The 23,112-nt window shown below is 69.0% G+C and carries 21 protein-coding genes; 17 read left to right on the top strand and 4 right to left on the bottom strand.

The window, feature by feature from the left end; genetic code table 11:
* Positions 1-66 precede the first annotated feature (66 nt).
* The 10 genes from JYG37_RS00720 (at position 67) to JYG37_RS00675 (ending at position 9,157) form a co-directional block, all read left to right on the top strand.
* Complete coding sequence (locus JYG37_RS00720; protein ID WP_124630929.1) at positions 67-1,191, top strand: MlaE family ABC transporter permease; 1,125 nt, start codon at positions 67-69, stop codon at positions 1,189-1,191.
* Complete coding sequence (locus tag JYG37_RS00715) at positions 1,188-2,087, top strand: ABC transporter ATP-binding protein (protein ID WP_050018160.1); 900 nt, start codon at positions 1,188-1,190, stop codon at positions 2,085-2,087. The genes JYG37_RS00720 and JYG37_RS00715 overlap by 4 nt, the downstream gene beginning before the upstream one ends.
* A gap of 17 nt (positions 2,088-2,104) precedes the next feature.
* Entirely contained in the window at positions 2,105-3,034 is a 930-nt protein-coding gene (locus JYG37_RS00710) for an MlaD family protein (protein WP_050018159.1), read from the top strand.
* Positions 3,035-3,117: 83 nt separating this feature from the next.
* Positions 3,118-3,741 (top strand): ABC-type transport auxiliary lipoprotein family protein, encoded by a 624-nt coding sequence (locus JYG37_RS00705; RefSeq protein ID WP_089488940.1) that lies wholly within the window; start codon positions 3,118-3,120, stop codon positions 3,739-3,741.
* Positions 3,742-3,784: 43 nt separating this feature from the next.
* Entirely contained in the window at positions 3,785-4,936 is a 1,152-nt protein-coding gene (locus JYG37_RS00700; protein ID WP_124593440.1) for a VanZ family protein, read from the top strand.
* 154 nt (positions 4,937-5,090) lie between these two features.
* Complete coding sequence (locus JYG37_RS00695) at positions 5,091-5,408, top strand: (2Fe-2S) ferredoxin domain-containing protein (protein WP_050018157.1); 318 nt, start codon at positions 5,091-5,093, stop codon at positions 5,406-5,408.
* Between the two features lie 13 nt (positions 5,409-5,421).
* Positions 5,422-6,066 carry an alpha/beta hydrolase gene (locus JYG37_RS00690; RefSeq protein ID WP_050018156.1) on the top strand — a complete coding sequence of 215 codons (645 nt, stop codon included), beginning with the start codon at positions 5,422-5,424 and terminating at the stop codon, positions 6,064-6,066.
* 497 nt (positions 6,067-6,563) lie between these two features.
* On the top strand, positions 6,564-7,874 hold the full coding sequence (locus JYG37_RS00685; protein WP_050018155.1) for a D-alanyl-D-alanine carboxypeptidase family protein: 1,311 nt from the start codon (positions 6,564-6,566) through the stop codon (positions 7,872-7,874).
* A 48-nt stretch (positions 7,875-7,922) separates the two neighbouring features.
* Positions 7,923-8,849, top strand: a complete 927-nt coding sequence (locus JYG37_RS00680; RefSeq protein WP_050018154.1) for a D-amino acid aminotransferase — start codon at positions 7,923-7,925, stop codon at positions 8,847-8,849.
* Entirely contained in the window at positions 8,849-9,157 is a 309-nt protein-coding gene (locus JYG37_RS00675) for an HP0495 family protein (protein WP_011546305.1), read from the top strand. Before JYG37_RS00680 ends, JYG37_RS00675 begins: the two co-directional genes overlap by 1 nt.
* Before the next feature lie 22 nt (positions 9,158-9,179).
* Here JYG37_RS00675 and JYG37_RS00670 read toward each other — a convergent pair whose 3' ends face one another.
* Positions 9,180-10,169, bottom strand: coding sequence for a transcriptional regulator GcvA (locus JYG37_RS00670; RefSeq protein ID WP_006485238.1), 990 nt, complete (start codon positions 10,167-10,169; stop codon positions 9,180-9,182).
* 102 nt (positions 10,170-10,271) lie between these two features.
* Here JYG37_RS00670 and JYG37_RS00665 point away from each other — a divergent pair, with 102 nt between their 5' ends.
* The 6 genes from JYG37_RS00665 (at position 10,272) to JYG37_RS00640 (ending at position 15,482) form a co-directional block, all read left to right on the top strand.
* Complete coding sequence (locus JYG37_RS00665; protein WP_050018167.1) at positions 10,272-10,598, top strand: DUF2917 domain-containing protein; 327 nt, start codon at positions 10,272-10,274, stop codon at positions 10,596-10,598.
* Positions 10,599-10,682: 84 nt separating this feature from the next.
* Complete coding sequence (gene lipB, locus JYG37_RS00660) at positions 10,683-11,438, top strand: lipoyl(octanoyl) transferase LipB (protein WP_050018153.1); 756 nt, start codon at positions 10,683-10,685, stop codon at positions 11,436-11,438.
* A complete protein-coding gene (lipA, locus tag JYG37_RS00655) occupies positions 11,431-12,423 on the top strand; it encodes a lipoyl synthase (protein ID WP_012329293.1) in 993 nt (330 codons plus the stop codon). Before lipB ends, lipA begins: the two co-directional genes overlap by 8 nt.
* Positions 12,424-12,665: 242 nt before the next feature.
* Complete coding sequence (tauA, locus tag JYG37_RS00650) at positions 12,666-13,682, top strand: taurine ABC transporter substrate-binding protein (protein WP_050014722.1); 1,017 nt, start codon at positions 12,666-12,668, stop codon at positions 13,680-13,682.
* A 40-nt stretch (positions 13,683-13,722) separates the two neighbouring features.
* A complete protein-coding gene (locus JYG37_RS00645) occupies positions 13,723-14,520 on the top strand; it encodes a taurine ABC transporter ATP-binding protein (RefSeq protein ID WP_050014724.1) in 798 nt (265 codons plus the stop codon).
* Positions 14,520-15,482 (top strand): ABC transporter permease subunit, encoded by a 963-nt coding sequence (locus tag JYG37_RS00640; RefSeq protein WP_050014726.1) that lies wholly within the window; start codon positions 14,520-14,522, stop codon positions 15,480-15,482. The genes JYG37_RS00645 and JYG37_RS00640 overlap by 1 nt, the downstream gene beginning before the upstream one ends.
* A 154-nt stretch (positions 15,483-15,636) precedes the next feature.
* Here the strand turns inward: JYG37_RS00640 and JYG37_RS00635 are convergent, their stop codons facing one another.
* The 3 genes from JYG37_RS00635 to JYG37_RS00625 form a co-directional block, all read right to left on the bottom strand.
* Positions 15,637-17,436: a YadA family autotransporter adhesin gene (locus tag JYG37_RS00635; RefSeq protein ID WP_124630928.1), complete on the bottom strand. Its 1,800-nt coding sequence runs from the start codon at positions 17,434-17,436 to the stop codon at positions 15,637-15,639.
* A 346-nt stretch (positions 17,437-17,782) separates the two neighbouring features.
* Positions 17,783-19,657 carry a gamma-glutamyltransferase gene (ggt, locus tag JYG37_RS00630; RefSeq protein WP_089488850.1) on the bottom strand — a complete coding sequence of 625 codons (1,875 nt, stop codon included), beginning with the start codon at positions 19,655-19,657 and terminating at the stop codon, positions 17,783-17,785.
* Positions 19,658-19,744: 87 nt separating this feature from the next.
* On the bottom strand, positions 19,745-20,707 hold the full coding sequence (locus JYG37_RS00625) for a LysR family transcriptional regulator (protein WP_050014728.1): 963 nt from the start codon (positions 20,705-20,707) through the stop codon (positions 19,745-19,747).
* A 249-nt stretch (positions 20,708-20,956) separates the two neighbouring features.
* On the opposite strand from JYG37_RS00625, the gene JYG37_RS00620 reads away from it, so the two are divergent.
* Positions 20,957-23,092 carry a 3-hydroxyacyl-CoA dehydrogenase NAD-binding domain-containing protein gene (locus JYG37_RS00620; RefSeq protein WP_089488849.1) on the top strand — a complete coding sequence of 712 codons (2,136 nt, stop codon included), beginning with the start codon at positions 20,957-20,959 and terminating at the stop codon, positions 23,090-23,092.
* Positions 23,093-23,112: the final 20 nt, after the last annotated feature.

Below are 23,112 nucleotides of genomic sequence, written 5' to 3'. Positions count from 1 at the left end.
CTCACGTCGCGGCGCCGGGCGGTTCGCTACAATGGCCGCTGTCATCCTTTTGCAAACAACCCGCCCTTGGACTTCGAGACTCCTCCCGGCCTGTCGGTCGACGCCGGCGGCCAGGGCCAGACGGTGCGCCTGACCGGCCAGTGGACCGCGCTGTCGCTCGCGCGCAACCGCGGCGCGGTGGCGCGCCGCATCGCGACCCTCACCAGCGGGCGCGTGAGCGAATGGGATCTGTCCGGCATCGAGCGGCTCGACCACGTCGGCGGCCAGGCGCTGTGGCGCGTGTGGGGCCGCAAGCTGCCGGCCGGCGTCGCGCTGAGCGCCACGCAGCGCACGATCTTCGAGCGCATCGAACGGCTCGACAGCCAGCGCGAGGCGCCCGAGCGCATCGTGCGGTTCGATCCCGTCACGCGGCTCGGCCTGGCGATCTTCGCGTTCGGCGAACACCTGCAGGGCGGCATCGCGATGTTCGGCCGCGTGATCCTCGACGCGCTGTCGGTGCTGCGCCGCCCGCGGACGATGCCGTGGAAGGAGACCTCGGCGAACATCTACAGCGCCGGCGCGCAGGCGCTGCCGATCACCGCGCTCGTCGCGTTCCTGATCGGCATCGTGCTCAGCTACCTGTCCGCGCAGCAGTTGCAGATGTTCGGCGCGAACCGCTATATCGTGAACATTCTCGGGCTGTCGGTGATCCGCGAGCTCGGTCCCGTGCTGTCGGCGATCCTCGTCGCGGGCCGCTCGGGCTCGGCGATCACCGCGCAGATCGGCGTGATGCGCGTGACCGAGGAGCTCGACGCGATGCGCGTGATGGGCATCCCGCACGGGCTGCGGCTGATCCTGCCGCGCGTGCTCGCGCTCGGCGTCGCGATGCCGCTGCTCGTGATGTGGACCAACATCATCGCGCTGACGGGCGGCGCGCTCGCCGCGAAGCTGGTGCTCGGCATCGACATCAACTATTTCGTGCGCTCGCTGCCGGGCGTCGTGCCGATCGCGAACCTGTACATCGGCGTCGGCAAGGGCGTCGTGTTCGGCATGCTGATCGCACTGGTCGCGTGCCATTTCGGCTTCCGGATCAAGGCGAACTCGCAGAGCCTCGGCGAAGGCACGACCACGTCGGTCGTGTCGTCGATCACGGTCGTGATCCTCGCCGACGCGGTGTTCGCGATCCTGTTCCAGAACGTGGGGCTCGGATGAACGCATCGAACGACACGACCGCGCATGCCGCGGCGATCGGCGCCGGGCCGGACGCGGCCGCCGACGCCGGCGACCTCGTGATCGAGGTGCGCAACCTGACCAAGCGCTACGGGCGCAACGTCGTTCACCAGAAGCTCGATTTCGACGTGCGGCGCGGCGAGATCGTGTCGATCGTCGGCGGGTCGGGCTCCGGCAAGACGACGCTCGTGCGCCAGATCCTCGGCCTCGAGCGGCCGACGTCGGGCACGATCAAGGTGTTCGGCGAGGATACGGCGACGATCGACGACGCGACCGCGCGGATGATGCGCACGCGTTCGGGGATGCTGTTCCAGCAGGGCGCGCTGTTCTCGTCGATGACGGTGTTCGACAACGTCGCGCAGCCGCTGCGCGAGCTCGGCCGCGTGCCGCCGGACCTGCTGCACGACATCGTGATGCTGAAGCTCGAGATGGTCGGGCTGCCGTGCAAGCACGCGTCGAAGATGCCGGCCGCGCTGTCGGGCGGGATGGTGAAGCGGGTCGGCATCGCGCGCGCGATCGCGCTGGAGCCCGAGCTGCTGTTCCTCGACGAGCCGACGGCCGGCCTCGATCCGCAGGCGTCCGACGAATTCGTCGAGCTGATCGCGACGCTGCACCGCACGCTCGGGCTGACCGTCGTGATGGTGACGCACGACCTCGACACGATGGTCGCGCTGTCGACGCGCGTCGCGGTGCTGGCCGATCGCAAGGTGCTGGTCGCCGCGCCCGTCGAGGAGGCCGCGAACGTCGACCATCCGTTCATCCACGAATATTTCCTGGGGCTGCGCGGGCGCCGCGCATTGCAGGCGCTGCCGCCCGAGCGGCGCGCGAAGCTGCCGAAGGCGGCCCTCGAACCGGCGCTGTCGAGCGTCGAGCTGTAGAAGCAAGGAACCCGCGAATGGAAAACAAATCACATGCGTTCTGGGCCGGCCTGTTCACGATCGCGCTGACGCTCGCGATCGCGGGCACCGTGTTCTGGTTCAACGTCGACCGCACCGTGCGCGTGCCGTACGACCTGCTCGCGCGCACCAACGTGACCGGGCTGTTCCCGGACGCGGCCGTGCGCTTTCGCGGCCTCGACGTCGGCAAGGTGCAGTCGATCGGCTTCGATCGCACGCATCCGGGCCAGATCCGGATCCGCATTCTCGTCGATCACGACGCGCCGATCACGCAGTCGACCTACGGCAGCCTCGGCTTCCAGGGCGTGACCGGCATCGCGTTCGTGCAGCTCGAGGATACGGGGCGCGATCTGTCGCCGCTGCCGTCGTCGCCGAAGGCGATCGCGCAGATCCCGATGCGGCCGAGCCTGTTCGACCAGATCCAGGAGCGCGGCGACGTGCTGCTGCGGCAGCTCGAACTGGCCGCGAAGAGCGCGAACGCGCTGATGTCGCCCGAGATGCGCGAGCAGTTGCGCGCGACCGCCGAAAGCCTGCAGCACGCGGCCGACGGCGCCGCGACGCTGACCAGGCAGCTCGGCCCGGCAGTCACCGCGCTGCCGGAGACGATGCACGAGGTGAACCGCGCGATGGCGTCGGCGAACACGCTGCTGCAGCCGAACGGGCCGCTCGTGTCGAACCTGAACAAGGCCGGCACGGCCGCCGAGCAGGTCGGCGTCGCGCTGAACGGCCTCAACGCGCGCGTGCAGTACGACACGCTGCCGCGCTTCAATGCGCTGGCCGACAGCGTTGGCGACGCGTCGCGGCAATTGAAGGACGTCGCCGGTGAACTTGGCCGCAACCCGCGCAGTCTGTTGTTCGGCTCGCCCGGCGCGGCCCCGGGGCCCGGCGAGGCGGGCTTCGTCTGGCCGGGTGCGACGGCCGGGAAGTGAAGCGCAAACCCATCGAGGGTCCAGCCGGAAACGGCCGGGTCATGACGCCCATCGAAACCGGAAACATCATGCAGGAATACGCCATGCCACGAATCCTTGACCGCGCGCTGCGCCCGGCCGCGGCCGCGCTGGGCGTGCTGACGCTCGCACTGGCGGCCGGCTGCGCCGGCAACGACGCGGTGCTGTCCAATATCCGCTACGACCTCGGGCCCGCGTCGTCGGTGACGACCACCGGTTCGGGCCCCGCGCTGAAGGTGCTCGACGTCGCCGCGCCGGACGCGCTCGATTCCGACAAGTTCGCGTACCGCCTGGCGTATGCCGATGCGCAGCACGTGGCCGTCTATCGCGACAGCCGCTGGACCGCGCCGCCCGCGCAACTGCTCACGCAGCGGCTGCGCGGCGCGCTGTCGTCGCGCGGGACGGTGCTCGAAGGCGCCGACGGCGTGCGCGCGCCGACGCTCAAGGTCGACCTGAGCGAATTCGAACAGGTTTTCGATGGGCAGTCGCAAAGCCACGGCGCGGTGACCGCGCGCGCGACGCTGATGCAGGACGGCAAGGTGCTCGGCCAGCGCACGTTCGTCGCGCGCGCGCCGTCGAGCACGCCCGACGCGGCCGGCGGCGCGCGTGCGCTCGCGGCGGCCAGCGACGAACTCGTGTCGCAGATCGCCGCGTGGGTCGGCGTGCAGGCGTACGCGGGCACGCCGTGACGGCCGACGTGCAGCCGCGATTGCATCCGCGATTGCATCCGCGATGAACGTGCCGGGCACGCATCGCGCGTCACCGCTCGCGCGGCAGGCGTTTGCCGCTTACGCGGCGCTGATCGTCTATGCGTCGCTGTATCCGTTCGAAGGCTGGGTGGCGCTCGGCATCGGCCCGTTCGATTACCTGTTCGCGCCGATGCAGCGCTACGTGACGACGTTCGACGTGGCCACGAACGTGCTCGGCTATCTGCCGTTCGGCGCGCTCGGCGTGCTCGCGCTGCACCCGCGCTGGCGCGGCGTGGCCGCGACGCTGATCGCGGGCGGGCTCGGCGTGCTGCTGTCGGGCGCGATGGAGGCGCTGCAGACCTACCTGCCGACGCGCGTCGCGTCGAATCTCGACCTTGGCGCCAACGCGCTCGGCGCGCTGCTGGGCGCGGCGCTCGCCGCGCCGGCCACCGGCGCGCTGCTCGACCGCGGCGCGCTGCGCCGGCTGCGCTTCGCGTGGCTGGAGGCCGACGGTTCGACGCCGCTGCTGCTCGCCGCGCTGTGGCCGTTCGCGATCGTGTTTCCGTCGCCGTTCCTGTTCGGCATCGGCGACTGGCCGGCCGCGCTGTGGGAGCGCGCCGACGCGTCGATGCAGGACGCGCTGCTCGCGTGGCTGCCGGCCGCGTGGCGCGTCAGCGAATGGCCCGAGCGGGTCGACGGCTGGCTGTCCGATTCCGCGTGGGAAGCCGTGCTCGGCGGGCTGATGCTGTTCGCCGCGCTGGCGATCGCGTCGCTCGCGATGCGCCCGCGCGCGCCGCGCATCCGGCTGCTGATCGCGCTGGTGGTCGCCACGCTGGTGCTGAAGGCGGCCGCAACGTTCATGCAGTCGGCTACCGGCCTCGTCGTCGTGTGGGCGACGCCCGGCGCGCGGCTCGGCATCGAGCTCGGCTTCGCGGCGGCGCTCGTCGCGTTGCGCGTGCCGGCGACGTGGCGCGCGATGCTCGCGGCGCTCGCGCTGCTGGCCGGCGTCGCGCTCGTGAACCTGCTGCCGGTCAACCCGTTCTTCGACTTCACGCTATCGGGGTGGCGGCAGGGCCGCTACGTGCACTTCAACAGCCTCGCGCGCTGGCTCGCGTGGATCTGGCCCTACGCGGCGCTGATCTGGCTCGGCCAGCGCGTCGAGCACGCGTGGCTGCCGGCCGCGCTGCGCCGCTGACGCGGCAGCCCGGGCCGCGCGGCGGCGGCCGTGCCGCGGGCAGCCGCGTGCGCCGCTCGCTATAATCGTCGGCATCCTCCGTTGCCGCCTTGCGCAACGGCAATTCATCGCCCTTCTTTGCGCACGGCCTCGTGCCGGGCCGCTCGTCACCATCATGGATTCCTACTACCAGCACCACGTCTTCTTCTGCCTGAACCAGCGCGATCCGGGCGCCGAGCGCCCGAGCTGCGCGCAATGCAATGCGCAGACCATGCAGGAATACGCGAAAAAGCGCGTGAAGGAACTCGGTCTCGCGGGGCCCGGCAAGGTGCGCATCAACAAGGCCGGCTGCCTCGACCGCTGCGAGGAAGGGCCGGTGATGGTCGTGTATCCGGAAGGCACGTGGTACACGTACGTCGACCAGGCCGACATCGACGAGATCGTCGAGTCGCACCTGCGCGACGGCAACGTCGTCGACCGCCTGAAGATCTGAGCGGGCCGGCCGAATGAACGTTCATACGCAGAAATCGCTGATCGCGGGCCCGATCGGCCAGATCGAAATCGCGGTCGACCTGCCCGACGCCGTGCGCGAAAGCGGCGCCGCGCCGCGCGGCATCGCGCTCGTCGCGCACCCGCATCCGCTGTTCGGCGGCACGATGGACAACAAGGTCGCGCAGACGCTCGCGCGCACGCTCGTGCAACTGAACTATGTCGTCTACCGGTCGAACTTCCGTGGCGTCGGCGCGACCGAAGGCGTGCACGACAACGGCGCGGGCGAGGCCGACGATCTTCTCGCGGTGCTCGCGCACATGCGCGCGCAGCCCGCGTATGCGGACCTGCCGCTCGTGCTCGCGGGCTTCTCGTTCGGCACCTTCGTGCTGTCGCACGTCGCGAAGCGCCTGCGCGACGCGGGCGAGACGATCGAGCGGATGGTGTTCGTCGGCACGGCCGCGAGCCGCTGGCAGGTGGCCGACGTGCCCGAGAACACGCTCGTGATCCACGGCGAAACCGACGACACGGTGCCGATCGCGTCGGTGTACGACTGGGCGCGGCCGCAGGAGCTGCCGGTCGTCGTGATCCCCGGCGCCGAGCATTTCCTCCATCGCAAGCTGCACGTGCTGAAGCGCATCGTCGTCGACGCGTGGCGCTAGCCTGCATGCGGGCGTCGGCGCAAGCGCCAGCGTCCGTACCGCGCACCGGCGCCCGTCCGGACGATGCGCGACCCTTCCCGAAACTTCACGCGACATCGCGCCGCGCCCCGCCTGCTGCATGGCGCCGCAACCCGGCTTGCACGCCGCCTGCGCACGCCTTTCGCGCGGCTTCGAGCACGCGTGCCCGCCGCATTCCCGTGCGATGCTCGCGCAACGGGGTTGCGGACGTCCGCTGCCCGGTTCGCGAAAACGCCGTTCGCGGCCACGTATAATGGCCGCTTTCGCGTTGCCCGCGGCCCGGCTGGGCCCATGCGGCGCTCGTTTCGCCGCCTGTCCGCCCGCTCGCGACGGCCGCGAACCGAACGCGCCCGCACGAGTCCAACCGGCGCGTTTCGCGTCGTCCGACGGTGTCGGGCGAGCGCCCGACACGCCCGCCGCCTTGCCGTTCAACCCTGCGCGTTTCGCACCGCACTTTCTGCCATCAGCCTGAATCGATCATGCGTCTGTCTTCCCAAGGCCTCAAGTCCCTCGCTTCCTCCATCGCCTTCAGCACCGCCGCGCGCAACGTCGCGCTCGGCGTGATGCTGCCCGTCGCGCTCGCATCGACGATCGTCGTCGCCGAGGCGAAGCCGGCCGCCAAGGCCAAGGCCGCGCATGCGGCGCCGGCCGCCGAGCAGTTCACCGGCGCGCCCGCGACCTACATGCCGGGCGCGGTGCCGCCGCCGGGCGTGAACGCGCGCTCGTGGGTGCTCGTCGACGCGACGAGCAACACGGTGCTCGCATCGGGCAATGCGGACGAACGCGTCGAGCCGGCGTCGCTGACGAAGCTGATGACGGCCTACCTCGTGTTCGAGGCGCTCGACAAGAAGAAGATCTCGATGGAGCAGATCGTCACGCCGAGCGAAGCCGTGCGCCGCGTCGGCCGCGACGAGTCGCGCATGTTCATCGAGGCGAACAAGCCGGTGTCCGTGCACGACCTCGTGTACGGGATGATCATCCAGTCGGGCAATGACGCTGCGATCGCGCTGGCCGAACTCGTCGGCGGCAGCGAAGGGCAGTTCGTCACGCTGATGAACGACGAGGCCGCGCGCCTCGGCATGAAGGGCACGCATTTCGCCGACGTGAACGGCATGCCCGACCCGAACCACTACACGACGGCCGGCGATCTCGCGAAGCTGTCGGCTCACCTGATCCGCGATTTTCCGCAGTACTACGGCATCTTCTCGGAGAAGGAATTCAAGTACAACAACATCCGCCAGGGCAACCGCAACCGTCTGTTGTGGCTCGACCCGACGGTCGACGGCCTGAAGACGGGCCACACGCAGGCGGCCGGTTACTGCCTGATCGCATCGGCGAAGCGCGCGATCCCGGGCGTCGACGGCCAGCGCCGCCTCGTGTCGGTGATGATGGGCGAGCAGAAGGAAAGCGACCGTACGCAGGACAGCATGAAGATGCTGAACTACGGCTACAGCGCGTTCGATTCGGTGCGCCTGTTCAAGGGCGGCCAGGCGATCTCCACGCCGCGCGTCTACAAGGGCAAGGACAACACCGTGCAGGTCGGCGTGAAGAGCGACCAGTGGGCGACCGTGCCGCGCGGCCTCGGCGACAAGGTCAAGACCGAGGTCGACGTCAACGCGCCGCTGATCGCGCCGCTCGCGGCAGGCCAGCAGGTCGGCACCGTGAAGATCGTCGCCGACGGCAAGACGCTGTCCGAATTCCCGGTCGTCGCGCTGCAGGCGGTGCCGGAAGCGGGTATCTTCGGACGTATCTGGGACTCGATCCTGCTGATGTTCAGCAAGAAGAAGTAAGCACGACGGGCCTTTGTTTTCACGACTTCATCCCCATCTGTCAAAGCTATGAGCCAAGCCGAATTCGAACCGATCGTCTACCTCAGCGTCTCGGCGCAGGAGGAACTGGTGCCGCTGTCCGAAGCCCGTGTGCCGGTGCTCGACCGCGGGTTCATCTTCGGCGACGGCGTGTATGAAGTCGTCCCCGTCTATGCGCACGACGGCGCGCACGTGCCGTTCCGGATCGAACAGCATCTGGACCGGCTCGCGCGCAGCCTGAAGAAGATCGGCATCGACAACCCGCACGATGCGGCGGGCTGGCGCGCGCTGATCGAGCGGGTCGTCGCGGCGAACGCCGAAGGCCTCGCCGACGGCAACGCGCTCGTCTACCTGCAGGTGACGCGCGGCGTCGCGAAGCGCGGCCATGCGTTCCCGGCGAACGCGGTGCCGACGGTGTTCGCGATGACGAGCCCGCTGCGCCTGCCGTCCGAAGCGGAGCGCGCGAAGGGCGTGCGCTGCGTGACGGCCGAGGATCGCCGCTGGCTGCATTGCGACATCAAGTCGATCTCGCTGCTCGGCAACGTGTTGATGGCGCAGCATGCGGCGGAACGCGATGCGTTCGAGACGATCCAGCTGCGCGACGACAACGTGACCGAAGGCTCGTCGTCGAACGTGTGGATCGTGAAGAACGGCGAGCTGTTCGCGCCGCCGCGCAGCAACAAGATCCTCGAAGGGATCCGCTACGCGCTGGTCGAGCAGCTGGCCGAAGAATGCGGGATCCGGTTCGTCGCGCGCGAGATCAGCGAGGTCGAGCTGCGCTCGGCCGACGAGATCATGCTGACGTCGGCCACCAAGGAAATCCTGCCTGTGACGTCGCTCGACGATCTGCCCGTGCAGGGCGGCAAGCCGGGCCCCGTGTTCGCGGCGCTGTATGACGCGTACCAGCGTGCGAAGGCACGCGAGTTTGAACAGTTTGACCTAACCCGGAGAAAATGATGAGCGAACCGACCAAAACCGTCGAGGTCACCGGCGCGATCGAGACCCGGAAGGAGTCGCTGCTGGAGTTTCCGTGCGATTTCCCGATCAAGATCATGGGCAAGGCGCACCCCGAGTTCAAGGACACGATCTTCAAGGTCGTGGCCGTTCACGACAACGAGATCGACGTCGAGAAAATCGAGGAGCGCGCGTCGAGCGGCGGCAATTACACGGGCCTCACGATCACCGTGCGCGCGACGAGCCAGGAACAGCTCGACAACATCTACCGTGCGCTGACCGGCCATCCGATGGTCAAGGTCGTGCTTTAAGCGCCCGTTCCGGCGTCCGGGGTCAGCGCAAACGACCGCTGATCCCTTTCCATCCTCCCTCCAGCGCGCACTCGGCGGGGCATTTTCCCGCCGCGCGCCGCGCGTCCAGCTCGTCGCACAGCCGCTTGTATTCGGCCACTTCCTCGAACAGCCAGGTCCTGAACGCCTGCACGCGCGGCGTGTTCAAGAGCGGCGGCGGACACACGAAAAAATAGTGCCACGGGCTCGGCCCGTCGATGTCGAACAGGCGCACGATGCGCCCGTCGAGCAGGTCGTGCACCGCGAGCGAGCGGCGCACCAGCGCGATGCCCTGGCCTTCGATCGCGGCCAGCAGCAGGTTCGACGAATCCTGGTACAGGATCCCCCGCTTGGGCTCGGTCAGCGTATCGAGCCCGGCCGCGTCGAACCACGGCCGCCACAGCTCGTCGTCCGAGCGCAGCAGCGGGTAGTGCACGAGATCGGCGGGCGTCTGCGGCAGCTTGCCGCCGTTCAGCGTCGGCGCGCACGCCGGAAAGAACACCTCCTCGAACAGCGGCTCCACGTGCAGCCCCGGATAGCTGCCGAAGCCGAAGCGGATCGCCAGATCGACGTCGTCGCGCGCGAAATCGGTGAGCGAGTTGGTCGACTGCAGCTCGACGTCGATTTCGGGATGCCGCTCGATGAACGTGCCGATGCGCGGTGTGATGAAGCGCGCGGCGAACGATGACAGCATCGACACCACCAGCCGCCGGTCGCGGTCGCTCGCGCGCACGTCGCGCGTCGCGTCGGCGATCACCATCAGCGCGGTGCGGATCTGCTGCGCGTAGCGCATGCCGGCGTCGGTCAGGCACAGCCGCTTGCCGTTGCGCGTGAACAGCTGCACGCCGAGCTCTTCCTCGAGCGCGCGCACCTGGTGGCTGACCGCGCCGTGCGTGACGAACAGCTCGTCGGCGGCGCGCGAGAAGTTCTCGTGGCGGGCGGCGGCTTCGAACGCGCGAATCGCGTTCAGCGCCGGCAGCTGGCGGAGGTCCATTTGCTAATTTTCCTCACATCGACGTGAAAATTGGTCGTTTGGTCGGACACCTTCAAGTGACTACGATTGTAGTCATCGAAGCACTTATTGGCGGAGTCGATCATGCAAGAAATCTCTTCAAGCATCACCTTCGAAATTCCCCCGGGCGAGACCGTACCGATGAAGGTGCAACGCAGCACGCGGCTGATCGTCCAGTGCGGGCCGGTCTGGGCGACGCGCAGCAACGACGTCGACGACTATTTCCTGGCCGACGGCGAGACGCTGAAGCTGCGCCGCGGCGAGCGGCTGTGGCTCAGCGCGGAAGGCCGCGAGGGCGCATGCGTCGCGTTCTCGGTGTCGCGCCCGCCGCGGGAAGTCGCGCTCGGCGGGCTGTCCCGGCTGCGCGAACGCGTCAACGCGCTGCTGCACGACGGCTGGCGTACCGTCTGACCATCGTTTCATCCGACGGATACCGGCGATCCGTCCCCGTCCCCAGGCCGGCGAGACCCACGGGTTTTCGGTAAACTACCGCCCATGTCCGTTTCGCCGGTTTCCATCGTGTCCACGCCTGTCGCCGTTTCCGCATCGCCCGCCGGAGTCCCGGCTCAGCCGGCCCAGCCGGTCACCGTGCGATGGCGGGGCCGCGAGGCGTACGACGCGAGCTTCGACGCGATGCGCGCGTTCACCGACACGCGCACGGCCGACACCGGCGACGAAATCTGGGTGGTCGAGCATCCGCCCGTCTACACGCTCGGCCAGGCCGGCGACCCGGCGCACCTGCTGGTGGCCGACAGCGGCGTGCCGCTCGTCAAGGTCGACCGCGGCGGACAAATCACCTACCACGGCCCCGGCCAGATCGTCGTCTACCTGCTGCTGGACCTGCGCCGGCGCAAGCTGATGGTGCGCACGCTCGTGACGAAGATCGAGGAGGCCGTGATCGAAACCCTCGCGGCGTATAATCTCGCTTCGGTCCGCAAGGCGGGCGCGCCGGGGATCTACGTGGCATCCGGCCTGCACGAGGGCGCGAAAATCGCGGCCCTCGGCCTGAAGATCCGCAACGGCTGCAGCTATCACGGGCTGAGCCTGAACGTGAAGATGGATCTGCGCCCGTTTCTTGCGATCAACCCGTGCGGCTATGCCGGACTGGAAACCGTCGACATGGCGAGCCTCGCGGTTGCCGCCGACTGGAACGACGTCGCCCACACGCTGGTGGGCCGTCTGATCGCCAACCTCGACGGCGCATCCGCGGCCGCCGACAAGCCGCACGCACTGGAACAATCGAATGACTGACGTTACCGCTTCTCCCGCACCGGCCGATTCGGCCGCGACCCCGGCCTACGATCCGACCGCCAAGCAGAAGGCGCAGGCGAAGACGGCGCGCATCCCGATCAAGGTCATTCCGATCGAAAAGCTGAAGAAGCCCGAGTGGATCCGCGTGAAGGCGGCCACCGGCAGCTCGCGCTTCAACGAGATCAAGACGATCCTGCGCGAGCACAACCTGCACACCGTGTGCGAGGAAGCGAGCTGCCCGAACATCGGCGAATGCTTCGGCAAGGGCACCGCGACGTTCATGATCATGGGCGACAAGTGCACGCGCCGCTGCCCGTTCTGCGACGTCGGCCACGGCCGTCCCGATCCGCTCGATGCGGATGAACCGAAGAACCTCGCGCGCACGATCGCCGCGCTCAAGCTCAAGTACGTGGTGATCACGAGCGTCGACCGCGACGACCTGCGCGACGGCGGCGCCGCCCACTTCGTCGAGTGCATTCGCGAAACGCGTGCGCAGTCGCCGGACACGCGCATCGAGATCCTGACGCCGGATTTCCGCGGCCGTCTCGACCGCGCGATCTCGATCCTGAACGCGGCGCCGCCCGACGTGATGAACCACAACCTCGAAACGGTGCCGCGCCTGTACAAGGAAGCGCGCCCGGGTTCGGACTATGCGCACTCGCTGAAGCTGCTGAAGGACTTCAAGGCGCTGCATCCGGACGTCGCGACGAAGTCGGGCCTGATGGTCGGCCTCGGCGAGACCGAAGAGGAAATCCTGCAGGTGATGCGCGACCTGCGCGCGCACGACGTCGACATGCTGACGATCGGCCAGTACCTGCAGCCGTCCGAGCACCACCTGCCGGTGCGGGCGTACGTGCATCCGGATACGTTCAAGATGTACGAGGAAGAGGCGTACAAGATGGGCTTCACGCACGCGGCGGTCGGCGCGATGGTGCGGTCGAGCTATCATGCCGACCTGCAGGCGCATGGGGCAGGGGTGGTCTGAGCGTCGCGTTTGCAGCAGCAGTCCCGAAAGCCCGCAGCGATGCGGGTTTTTTCGTTGGCGCGGCGATGATCCGCGCATGCGCACGGCAATCGCCACCCGACCGGACGCGCGATCCAATCCAGCGCGAAAAGCAAAGCTGAAACATCATCGATAGCTTCGCAGGATAAGTTCGCTCCCGCCGCACGCAAAGCCCGTAAAGTCGGCTCTCCCGCAGCAATGCCCGCATTCCGAAGGAGAGCCGCATGTCCCGTTTCAGCTTCATCCGCCGCGCCGTCGTCGCGCTGACCGCCTTTGCCGCGCTTGGCGCGGCGCACGCCGAATCGCGCGAAGTCGTGATCGCGTACCAGGACATGGTCGTGCCGTGGCGCTATGCGCAAGCGAGCGGTGAAGTCGAAAAGGCGACCGGCTACAAGGTCAGGTTCCGCAAGCTCGACAGCGGCGCCGACGTGATCCGCGCGCTCGCGTCCGGCTCCGTGCAGCTCGGCGAGGCCGGGTCGAGCCCGATCGCGGCCGGCCTGTCGCAGGGGCTCGACATCTCGCTGTTCTGGGTGCTCGACAACATCAACGACGCCGAGGCGCTCGTCGCGCGCAACGGTTCGGGCGTCACGAACGTCGCGGCGCTGAAGGGCAGGAAGATCGGCGTGCCGTTCGTGTCGACGTCGCATTTCCACACGCTCGTCGCGCTGCAGGCCGCGGGCGTCAATCCGAACGACGTGAAGATCGTCAACCTGCGTCCGCCCGAGGTCGCGGCTGCGTGGGCGCGCGGCGACATCGACGCGACCTACATCTGGGATCCGGTGCTCGCGAAGGTCAAGCAGTCGGGCACCGTGCTGACGACGTCCGGCCAGGTTGCGAAGGAAAGCGGCAAGTCGACCTTCGACGGCTTCGTCGTGAGCCGCAAGTTCGCGCGCGAGAACCCCGAGTTCGTCGCGCGCTTCGTGAAGGTGCTCGCGGCGGCTGACGCCGACTACCGCGCGCATGCGGCGGCGTGGAAGGTCGGCTCGCCGCAGGTCGCGGCGGTCGCGAAGGTGTCCGGCGCGAATGCGCAGGACGTGCCGGCCAGCCTCGCCCTCTACGCGTTCCCGACGGCGGCCGAACAGGCTTCGCCGACGTGGCTCGGCGGCGGCGCGCAATCGGGCGCCGCGAAGTCGCTCGCGGCCACGGCTGCATTCCTCAAATCGCAAGGCACGATCCAGACGGTGCTCGCCGACTATTCGGTCGGCGTCGATCCGCAATTCGTGCAGAAGGCCGCGCGCTGAGCGCGGCCCCTCAGCCCACTCATCGCGGAGCCCTTCGATCATGAGCACGCTGGAAGTCCGTCAGGTATCGGTCGCCTATCCGGGCGAACGCGGCAGGCCGACGGCGCAGGCGCTCGCGCAGGTCGACCTGCGCATCGATGCCGGTGAATTCGTCGTCGCGCTCGGCGCATCCGGGTGCGGCAAGACCACGCTGCTGAACTGCATGGCCGGCTTCGTCGCGCCGACGACCGGCGACGTATGCGTCGACGGCGTGCCGGTCACGGGCCCCGGCGCGGATCGTGGCGTCGTGTTCCAGAAATACGCGCTGCTGCCGTGGCTCGATGTGCTCGACAACGTCGCGCTCGGGTTGCGCTTCGCGCGCGTGTCGAAAGCCGAGCGTGAAGCGCGGGCAACAGAAATGCTGGCGCTCGTCGGTCTCGAGCGCCATGCGCATGCGCGTGTGTACGAGCTGTCGGGCGGGATGCAGCAGCGGGTCGGCATCGCGCGTGCGCTCGCGAGCGACCCGCGCGTGCTGCTGATGGACGAGCCGATGGGCGCGCTCGACGCGATGACGCGCGGCACGATGCAGGCGCTCGTGCTCGACGTATGGGCGCGCACCGGCAAGACGGTGTTTTTCATTACGCACGACGTCGAGGAGGCGCTGTTCCTCGCGACGCGTCTCGTCGTGATGACGCCCGGCCCCGGCCGGATCGCGGAAACCTTCGAACTGCCGTTCGCGCGGCGCTACGTCGAATCGCGCGATGCGCGCGCGGTGAAGTCGTCACCGGAATTCATCGCGTGGCGCGAGCGGCTGATCGCGTATCTGCATCGCGACGAGGCAGCCGAGGCGGCCGCGTGATGCACGAACTCGCGCGACAGGGCGCGTCGGTCGGACGCGGTCGGATCAGCACTTTGCACAGGCAGGACAGCATGAGCACGCAGGATTCGTGGACGGCCGGCGGGACGGTCGCAGGTTTCGAGCAGGACGATCGCACGCGGACTCAGGCAGCCGCGCGTCGTGCGCCGTCGTCGCACCGCTACCGGTTGCCGGGGGAGGGGAAGACGGCGGCCTTGAGCGCGGCGACGGTTGCAGCGCTGGCCGTGCTGTGGTGGGTCGCCACGCATCGCCAGTGGCTGCCGCCGCTGTTCCTGCCCGCGCCGGAAGCCGTGTGGGTGGCATTCGTCGACGCCTGGCATGGCCGCATCCAGGGTGGCCTGCCGCTGTCCGAGCATTTGCTGTGGAGCGCCGCGCGCGTGTTCGGCGCGTTCCTGCTCGCCACCGCGATCGGCGTGCCGGCCGGCATCCTGATGGGCGTGAGCCGCCTTGCACGCGGCGTGCTCGATCCGCTGCTGGAGTTCTACCGGCCGCTGCCGCCGCTCGCATACCTGCCGCTCGTCGTGATCTGGTTCGGCATCGACGAAACGGCGAAGCTCGTCGTGATCTTCCTCGCGTGCTTCGCGCCGATCGCGATGGCCGCGCGCGCCGGCGTGCGCGCCGCGACGGTCGAGCAGATCAACGCCGCGTATTCGCTCGGCGGCAGCTTCGCGCAGATCGTGCGGCATGTGGTGCTGCCGGCCGCGCTGCCGGAGATCCTCACCGGGCTGCGGATCGCGATCGGGTTCGGCTGGACGACGCTCGTCGCGGCCGAGATGGTCGCCGCGACGGCCGGGCTCGGGCAGATGGTGCTCAACGCATCGAGCTTCCTGCGCACGGATATCGTCGTGATGGGGATCCTGATCATCGGCGCGATCGCGTGGCTGTTCGATCTCGCGATGCGATGGATCGAGCGGCGGGTGGTGCCGTGGAAGGGGCGGGGATAGGTCGGGGGGCGCGACGGGGCGTGACGCGGGCAGTCGCTCTGCGCTGCAGGCGGAAAGAGGGCCCGGGGGGGGGGGGGGGGGGGGGCCCCCCCCGGGGGGGGGGGGGGGGGGGCCGGCCCTTGTCGCGTGATACCGGTGGCCGAGTGGCGACGGCTTACCAGCGATAACCGGCGCCGGCGCCGACCGCGACCGTGCCGCGCGTATTGGTGGAGCCGGACGCCTTGACCACCCAGCGCCCGTTGCGCGTGGCGGTGGACAGGCCGAACGCGACGGCCGACTGCCCGCTGTAAGTGCCGCCGGCGATCGAGACCATGCTTTCGCCTGCCAGCGATGCCTGCGGCAGGTTTGCGATGGCGACGGCGGACGCGATGCCGCCGCTTGCGTCGCGACGATAGTGGTCAATGTCGTTACGCACGCTGCCGATCTGGTCGCGCAATTGTTGCACGTTCACGGCATCGGTAGGTGCGGTGCCGGCCTTGACGTTGGTGATCTGCCGCTCCTGACCGGGCGCGCCGACGGAGACCGTGTCGTCGCGGTCGGCGACGGAGTTGTTGCCGAGCGCGACCGAATTGTTGCCCGATGCCGTCGCGTTGTTCCCGATCGCAAGGCTATCGTCGCCGGACGCAGTCGAGCCCTTGCCGAGCGCCATCGAATTCGAGCCGGTCGCGCCCGAGCCGTCGCCGAGCTGCGCAAAGTCGTTGCCATGGTTGCCCGCCGGCGGCGTAACGGCGGGGCCGTTCTTCTCGATGTCCGACAGGCGCGTGTTCAGCGAATCGAAGCGGCTGTCGAATTGCTGCTGCATCGTGAAGAGCTGCCCGCCGTTGACGGCCTGCATGCCGCCCGCGACGATCGCACCGGGCCGCACATTGTCGAGCAGCGTGCCGCCGACCCCGCCGAGCGTCGCGCGGCCGAGCGACAGGTCGTCGTACACGAGCGCACTGAGCGGCTTGCCGTCCGGGTCGACCAGGCCGGTTGCCTTCAACTGCGCGATCGTCACGGCGTCGGTGTCGCCCACGCCGTTCGACAGGCCGGTCAGCGTACGCGTGCCGTCCGTGCCTGCGAGGCTCACCGACGCGCCGCCCTTGTCGGCGCCGATCGAGATCGCGAGGCTCGCAGGATCCTGGCGCACGAGGCCGGTGGTGCCGTTGTTGACGCGCGTGCCAAGATCGTCGACATCGACGCGGATGGATTTGACGTCGCCTTCGACGTTCGTGACCCGGCCGTCGAGCATCGTGATCGATTGCGTGTTGGCTTTGGCTCGATCGTCCAGACTCGTCAGCGCGCTGCCGACATCGTTGAACGACTTGCCGTCGACCGTATAGTTCGGACTGCGTACGCTTCCGTCCGCGTTGATCGTGGCTTCGCCGCCGAGCGCCTCGACGACCGGCTTGAGCTGCGACAGGTTGACTGCGTCGGTGTCGTTCGTACCGGCGCGAAGATTGACGAGCTGCCGCTCGTTGCCGGTTTTGCCGATCGACACGGTGTTGCCTCGGTCGGCGACGCTGCCTTGCCCGAGCGCGACCGCGTCGTGCGCGGTGACCACCGCATCCGCGCCGAGTGCGAGCGCGCGGTTCGCGTTGATGTTCGACCCGACCCCGAGCGCGCTCGAGCGATCGCCGTGAACGTTCGTTCCTTCGCCGATGGCGATCGTGGATCGCCCGTCGGCGATTGCTGCTCCGCCAATCGCGATTGCCGAGTAATCACCGCCGTCTTCTCCTTTTGCCTGCGCGCCGGGACCAAGGGCGATCGAACCTGCGCCCGTTGCGCTGGGTGGCGGGGTTGCGCCGGCCTTGACGACAAGGTTGTCGAGGACCAGATCGGGCTGCGCGGCATGGCTGTAGCCCGACGCGAGCGCGACGAGCGAGAAGGCGAGTGCGGACAGGCGCGGCCGGTGCGTCGCAATGCGCGAGCGGGCACGCGCGTTGTCGGGTGGTGGGGTGACGGGGTGGAACATGAATCGGACTCCTGATCGTTCAATTTCGTGCACGCTGCCGGAAATGGCGACGATACGCATCGACTGCAGCGGAGCGCATCGCCGTTGCGAACGGGATGAGCGAATAAGGCGGCTGCGGTTTGAGCGGACGACTATACGGAGCGACTTATAGGCCGTCGATCAGACGAATACGAAATTTGAGGCGATAGGTATGAGACGCGATATTAGGCGCGAAGTGCGACATCGCGGTCAGACCGGGTCGAAAGGCAGGACGCGCGCAGCGCCCGTAAGACGAGTCCGTATGTCGGCACAGATGGGCCGTGGAATGGGTTCGCGCGGCGCGGTGCGCCGCCGCGCACGGGCCCGCTCAATCCCCCATCGCCACCCCTTCCCGCCGCGGATCCGCGCCGCCGAACCACACCGTCTGCCCCTGCACGTTCAGCCGCTGGATCCCCTGCAGCCCCGAGTTCATCTCGACGACCCGTACGTCGTGTCCGCGGCCCTTCAGCCCGTCGGCGAGCGCGTCCGACACACGGCCGCGTTCGAGCTGCGTCGGCCCGTTCATCGACCCGAAGTTCGGCAGCGCGATCGCCTGCTGCATCGTCATCCCCCAGTCGAGCACGCCGACCAGCGTCTTCGCGACGTGATTGATGATCGCGGGGCCGCCGGCCGAGCCGACGATCATCGTCACCTGCTTCGTCTTCTTGTCGAACACGAGCTCCGGCGACATCGCCGAGCGCGGCCGCTTGCCGGGCTGCACGCGGTTCGCGACCGGCCGGCCGTTGTCGTTCGACACGAACGAGAAATCGGTGAGCTGGTTGTTCAGCATGAAGCCGCGCACCATCAGCCGCGAACCGAACGCATCCTCGATGCTGGTCGTCATCGACAGCGCCTGGCCGTAGCGGTCGACGATCGCGATGTCGGACGTCGACGGCAGCTCGGGGCTGCGGTCGTCGGCCATCGCGAGCGCCGCGCCCTGCGGCGTGCCGGCCTGCGCGACGCCCATGCTGCTGTCGCCGATCAGGTGCGCGCGCTGCGCGAGATAGGTCTTGTCGGTGAGGCTCGCCCAGCTGCCGCCCGGCAGCGGCACGAAATCGGGATCGGCGACATAGCGCGCGCGGTCCGCATACGCGAGGCGCCCGGCTTCGCTGAACAGGTGGGCGGCGAACGGTGTCGGCTCGTAGCCGACGTCGTTGCGCACCGGCTTCTGCGCGCCGATCTGCTGCCAGTCGGGCATCGCTTCGAGGATGCCGAGCATCTGCGCGATCGCGAGGCCGCCCGACGACGGCGGCGGCATCCCGCACACGACCGAGCGCCGGTAATCGGTACACAGCGGCGCACGCACCTTTGCCTTGTAGCGTGCGAGATCCTGCAGCGACAGCAGGCCCGGGTTGGTCGGATGCTTGCGCACCTTCGCGACGATGTCGCGCGCGATCGCACCGGTGTAGAACGCATTCGCGCCGTGGTCGGCGACCTGGCGCAGCACGGTCGCGAGCGCGGGGTTCTTCAGCACCGTGCCGGCCGCCTTCGGCGAGCCGTCCTTGTTGTAGAAGTACGCACGCGCGGCCGGATCGCTGCTCAGGTACTTGTCGTTCGCGATCAGCATCGCGAGGCGCGGGCTGATCGTGAAGCCGCGCTCGGCGAGCCGGATGGCCGGCTGGAACAGCCGGCGCCACGGCAGCTTGCCGTGTGCGCGGTGCGCGGCGTCGAGCATGCGCAGCACGCCCGGCGTGCCCACCGAACGCCCGCCGACGACACCTTCGTAAAAGCTCATCGGCTGGCCGGTCGGGCCGTAGAACAGCCGGTCGGTCGCGGCGGCCGGTGCGGTTTCGCGGCCGTCGTACGCCTGCGTCGACTTGCCGTCGAAATACAGCATGAAGGCGCCGCCGCCGAGCCCCGACGATTGCGGCTCGACCAGCGCGAGCACCATCTGCGTCGCGATCGCCGCGTCGATCGCGGTGCCGCCGGCCTTCAGCATGTCGTAGCCGGCTTGCGTCGCGAGCGGGTTCGCGGCCGCGATCATGAAGTGCTGCGAGGTCCAGCCCGGCTTGTCGGTCCAGCCGGACGACAGTTCGGGCGCATGAACGCCGGGCAGCGGGACGGCCGCGCCCGATGCGGCGGCGACCGGGACGACGGCGCCCGACGGCGCGGACGGGGACGTGCAGCCGGCGTTCAACGCGACGAGCGCGACGGCGGCGAGCAGCGTCCAGGGACGCGAATGCGGACGAATCCGGTCGAACATGGAACCCTCGGCAGCAGTGAATTCGAAGGAGAGCGGCGTTGACGTTGACATCGGTGCGGGCGCAACGGCGCTGCCCGCCCCGGCGCGCTATTGTCGCCGTGCGCCCGGCGGCTTGTCATCCGACAGGAAACCCTGACGCATCCCGCCGGGCCCGCCCCGGCCGGTCTTTCCGGCCTGTTCGAGGATGAACTCTATGAACGTCGACGTCGCGCGCGTGTGGTGGCGGTTCGGCATGTAGAGCATGTACATGTGGGTGCCGAAGATGCTCAGCCGGTACGCATCGAGCGACGTGACGACGGCGCCGTGCCGCAGGTCGTCCTGCATCACGTAGTCGGGCACGATGCCGACGCCGATCCCCGCGAGGATCGCCTGGCGCAGGAACAGGAAGTTCTCCGAAATCAGCGTCGGTTCGAGCAGCACCTCGTGGCGCTCGTCGCCGAGATACGCGGCGATCCGCAACTGCCGGCCCAGCACCGTCGCGGTGACGACGGGAGCTGCGGCCAGCGCACCGAGGCTCGCGGGCATCCCGTGCGCGGCCGCGAACGAGGGCGACGCGCATGCGACGTAGCGCACCGCGCCCATGTCGCGCGCGACGAGGTTCTGCGGCGGCTCGGACATCACGCGGATCGCGATGTCGACTTCGTCGCGCATCAGGTCTTCCACACGATTCTCGAACACGACGTCGAGCACGATGCCCGGATGGAGCCGCTTGAACGCGAGCAGCCAGTCGGACATCACCATCTGCCCGTAGCCGCTCGGCACCGACAGCCGCACGCGGCCCTGCAGGTCCTGGCCGAGCGTCGTCACCGATTCCTGCGCGGCGAGCAGTTCGTTGCGGATGCGCCGGCCGTGCTCGTACAGCGTCAGCCCGATCTCGGTCGGCTCCATGCGCCGCGTCGTGCGGCGCACGAGCTGCTGGCCGATCGAGCGTTCGAGCTGGTTCAAGCGGTAGCTGACGTTCGCGCGGCTCATCTTGAGTCGCTGCGCGGCTTTGCTGAGATTGCCGGCGTCGAGGATCTCGACGAGCAGCGTCAGCGCGTTCAGGTCCATGCGGGTGTCTCCTGATCCGTCCCGTTTAACGCACAGAAACGGTCCGGAAGCATTCAGTGTCAAGTCAGACTTGACAGCTTGTAAAGGCGTGCGGGAATTGTCAATGAATCTCGATCAATCGAGAATCGAGTCATGCCCGGCAACCATGCCGGACGGTTTCCCGCGCCGCCGGGACCGGCTCGCGCACCGGCCCTGCTAGCCGGCCCGACCGGTTCCTGCCGCCCGGCGCACCGCACCACTGGAGACACGATGAATGCCACCGCTTCCCCTGCCAGCCCGATGGCCGGCACCGTCACGCGCGAACGGCGCGACAAGGTGCTCGTCGTCACGATCGACCATCCGCCCGTCAACGCGCTGTCCGCCGACGTGCGGCGCGGCCTCGCCGACGCGATCGACGCCGCGCAGGCCGACGACGCGATCCGCGCGGTGCTGATCGTCGGCGCCGGCCGCAACTTCATCGCGGGCGCCGACATCCGTGAATTCGGCAAGCCGCCCGTGCCGCCGTCGCTGCCCGACGTGTGCGAGCGGATCGAATCGGGTGCCAAGCCGGTCGTGGTCGCGCTGCACGGCGCGACGCTCGGCGGCGGCCTCGAAGTCGCGCTGGCCGCCCATTACCGGCTCGCCGTGCCCGGCGCGAAGCTCGGGCTGCCCGAAGTGACGCTCGGCCTGCTGCCCGGCGCGGGCGGCACGCAGCGCGCGCCGCGCCTGATCGGCGCGAAGGCCGCGCTCGACCTGATGCTGACGGGCCGCCATGCGAGCGCCGACGAAGCGCTCGTGCTCGGCCTCGTCGATCGCATCGCGCACAGCGACGACACGCTCGCCGAAGGGCTCGCCTATGCGCAGGAACTCGTGTCGCTCGGCGCGCCGGTGCGCCGCACGCGCGACGCGCAGGGCCTGGCCGACCGCGCGGCCGCGCAGGCCGCGATCGACGCGGCGCGCGCGGAATTGCCGAAGAAGTCGCGCGGGCTCTTCTCGCCGGCGAAGATCGTCGACGCGGTCGAGGCCGCGCTCACGCAGTCGTTCGACGCCGGGATGAAGTACGAACGCAGCCTGTTCCTGCAATGCATCGACAGCCCGCAGCGTGCGGGCCTCGTGCATGCGTTCTTCGCGGAGCGCGAAGCGGCGAAGGCGCCCGAGGCGCGGCGCGCGAGCGCGCGGCCGGTCGAACGGATCGGCGTGGTCGGCGGCGGCACGATGGGTGCGGGCATCGCGGTCGCGGCGCTCGACGCCGGGCTGCCGGTGACGATGATCGAACGCGACGAAGCGTCGCTCGAGCGCGGCCGTGCGCACGTCGAGAAGGTGTACGACGGCCTCGTCGCGAAAGGACGGATGACGCCGGCCGCGCACGCGGCGCGGCTCGCGCGCTTCAAGGGCAGTACGTCGTACGACGCGCTCGCGCAGGCCGACGTCGTGATCGAGGCCGTGTTCGAGGACATGGCCGTGAAGCAGGCCGTGTTCGCCGAGCTTGCGCGCGTGTGCAAGCCAGGGGCGGTACTCGCGACCAACACGTCGTATCTCGACATCGACGAACTGGCCGCGAGCATCGACCGGCCGGCCGACGTGATCGGCCTGCATTTCTTCTCGCCGGCCAACGTGATGAAGCTGCTCGAGATCGTCGTGCCGGCGCGCGTGAGCGCGGACGTCGTCGCGACCGCGTTCGCGCTGGCGAAGCAACTGAAGAAGACGCCGGTGCGCGCGGGCGTGTGCGACGGCTTCATCGGCAACCGGATCCTCGCCGTCTATCGCACTGCCGCCGACACCCTGATGGAAGACGGCGCGTCGCCGTACCAGATCGATCGCGCGGTGCGCGAATTCGGCTTCCCGATGGGCCCGTTTCAGGTGGTCGATCTCGCGGGCGGCGACATCGGCTGGGCGACCCGCAAGCGCCGCGCGGCGACGCGCGATCCGAACGCGCGCTACGTGGAGATTTCCGACCGGCTGTGCGAGCGCGGCTGGTTCGGGCAGAAGACCGGCCGCGGCTACTACCTGTATCCGGACGGCGCGCGCGTCGGCACGCCCGACCCGGAAGTCGACGCGATCGTCGCGGCAGAGCGTGCGAAGAAGGGCGTCACGCCGCGCACGTTCACCGATGACGAGATCCTGCGCCGCTACCTCGCCGCGATGATCAACGAAGGCGCGAACGTCGTGCACGAGAAGATCGCGCTGCGTCCGCTCGATGTCGACGCGGTGTTCCTGTACGGCTACGGCTTTCCGCGCTATCGCGGCGGCCCGATGCACTATGCGGACACGGTCGGCCTCGCGAACGTGCTCGCCGATATCCGCGCGTTCGCGAACGAAGATCCGCTGTTCTGGAAGCCGTCGCCGCTGCTCGTCGATCTCGTCGCGCGCGGCGCGGATTTCGCGAGCCTGAACCGCATCGACTGAACGCCCACCGCATTCGCCAC

The organism is Burkholderia sp. LAS2 (assembly GCF_018417615.1).
Taxonomy (GTDB): Bacteria; Pseudomonadota; Gammaproteobacteria; order Burkholderiales; family Burkholderiaceae; genus Burkholderia; species Burkholderia sola.
Note: the sequence above shows the minus strand (reverse complement) of the source record. Positions and strands in the feature narration are given on the sequence as shown.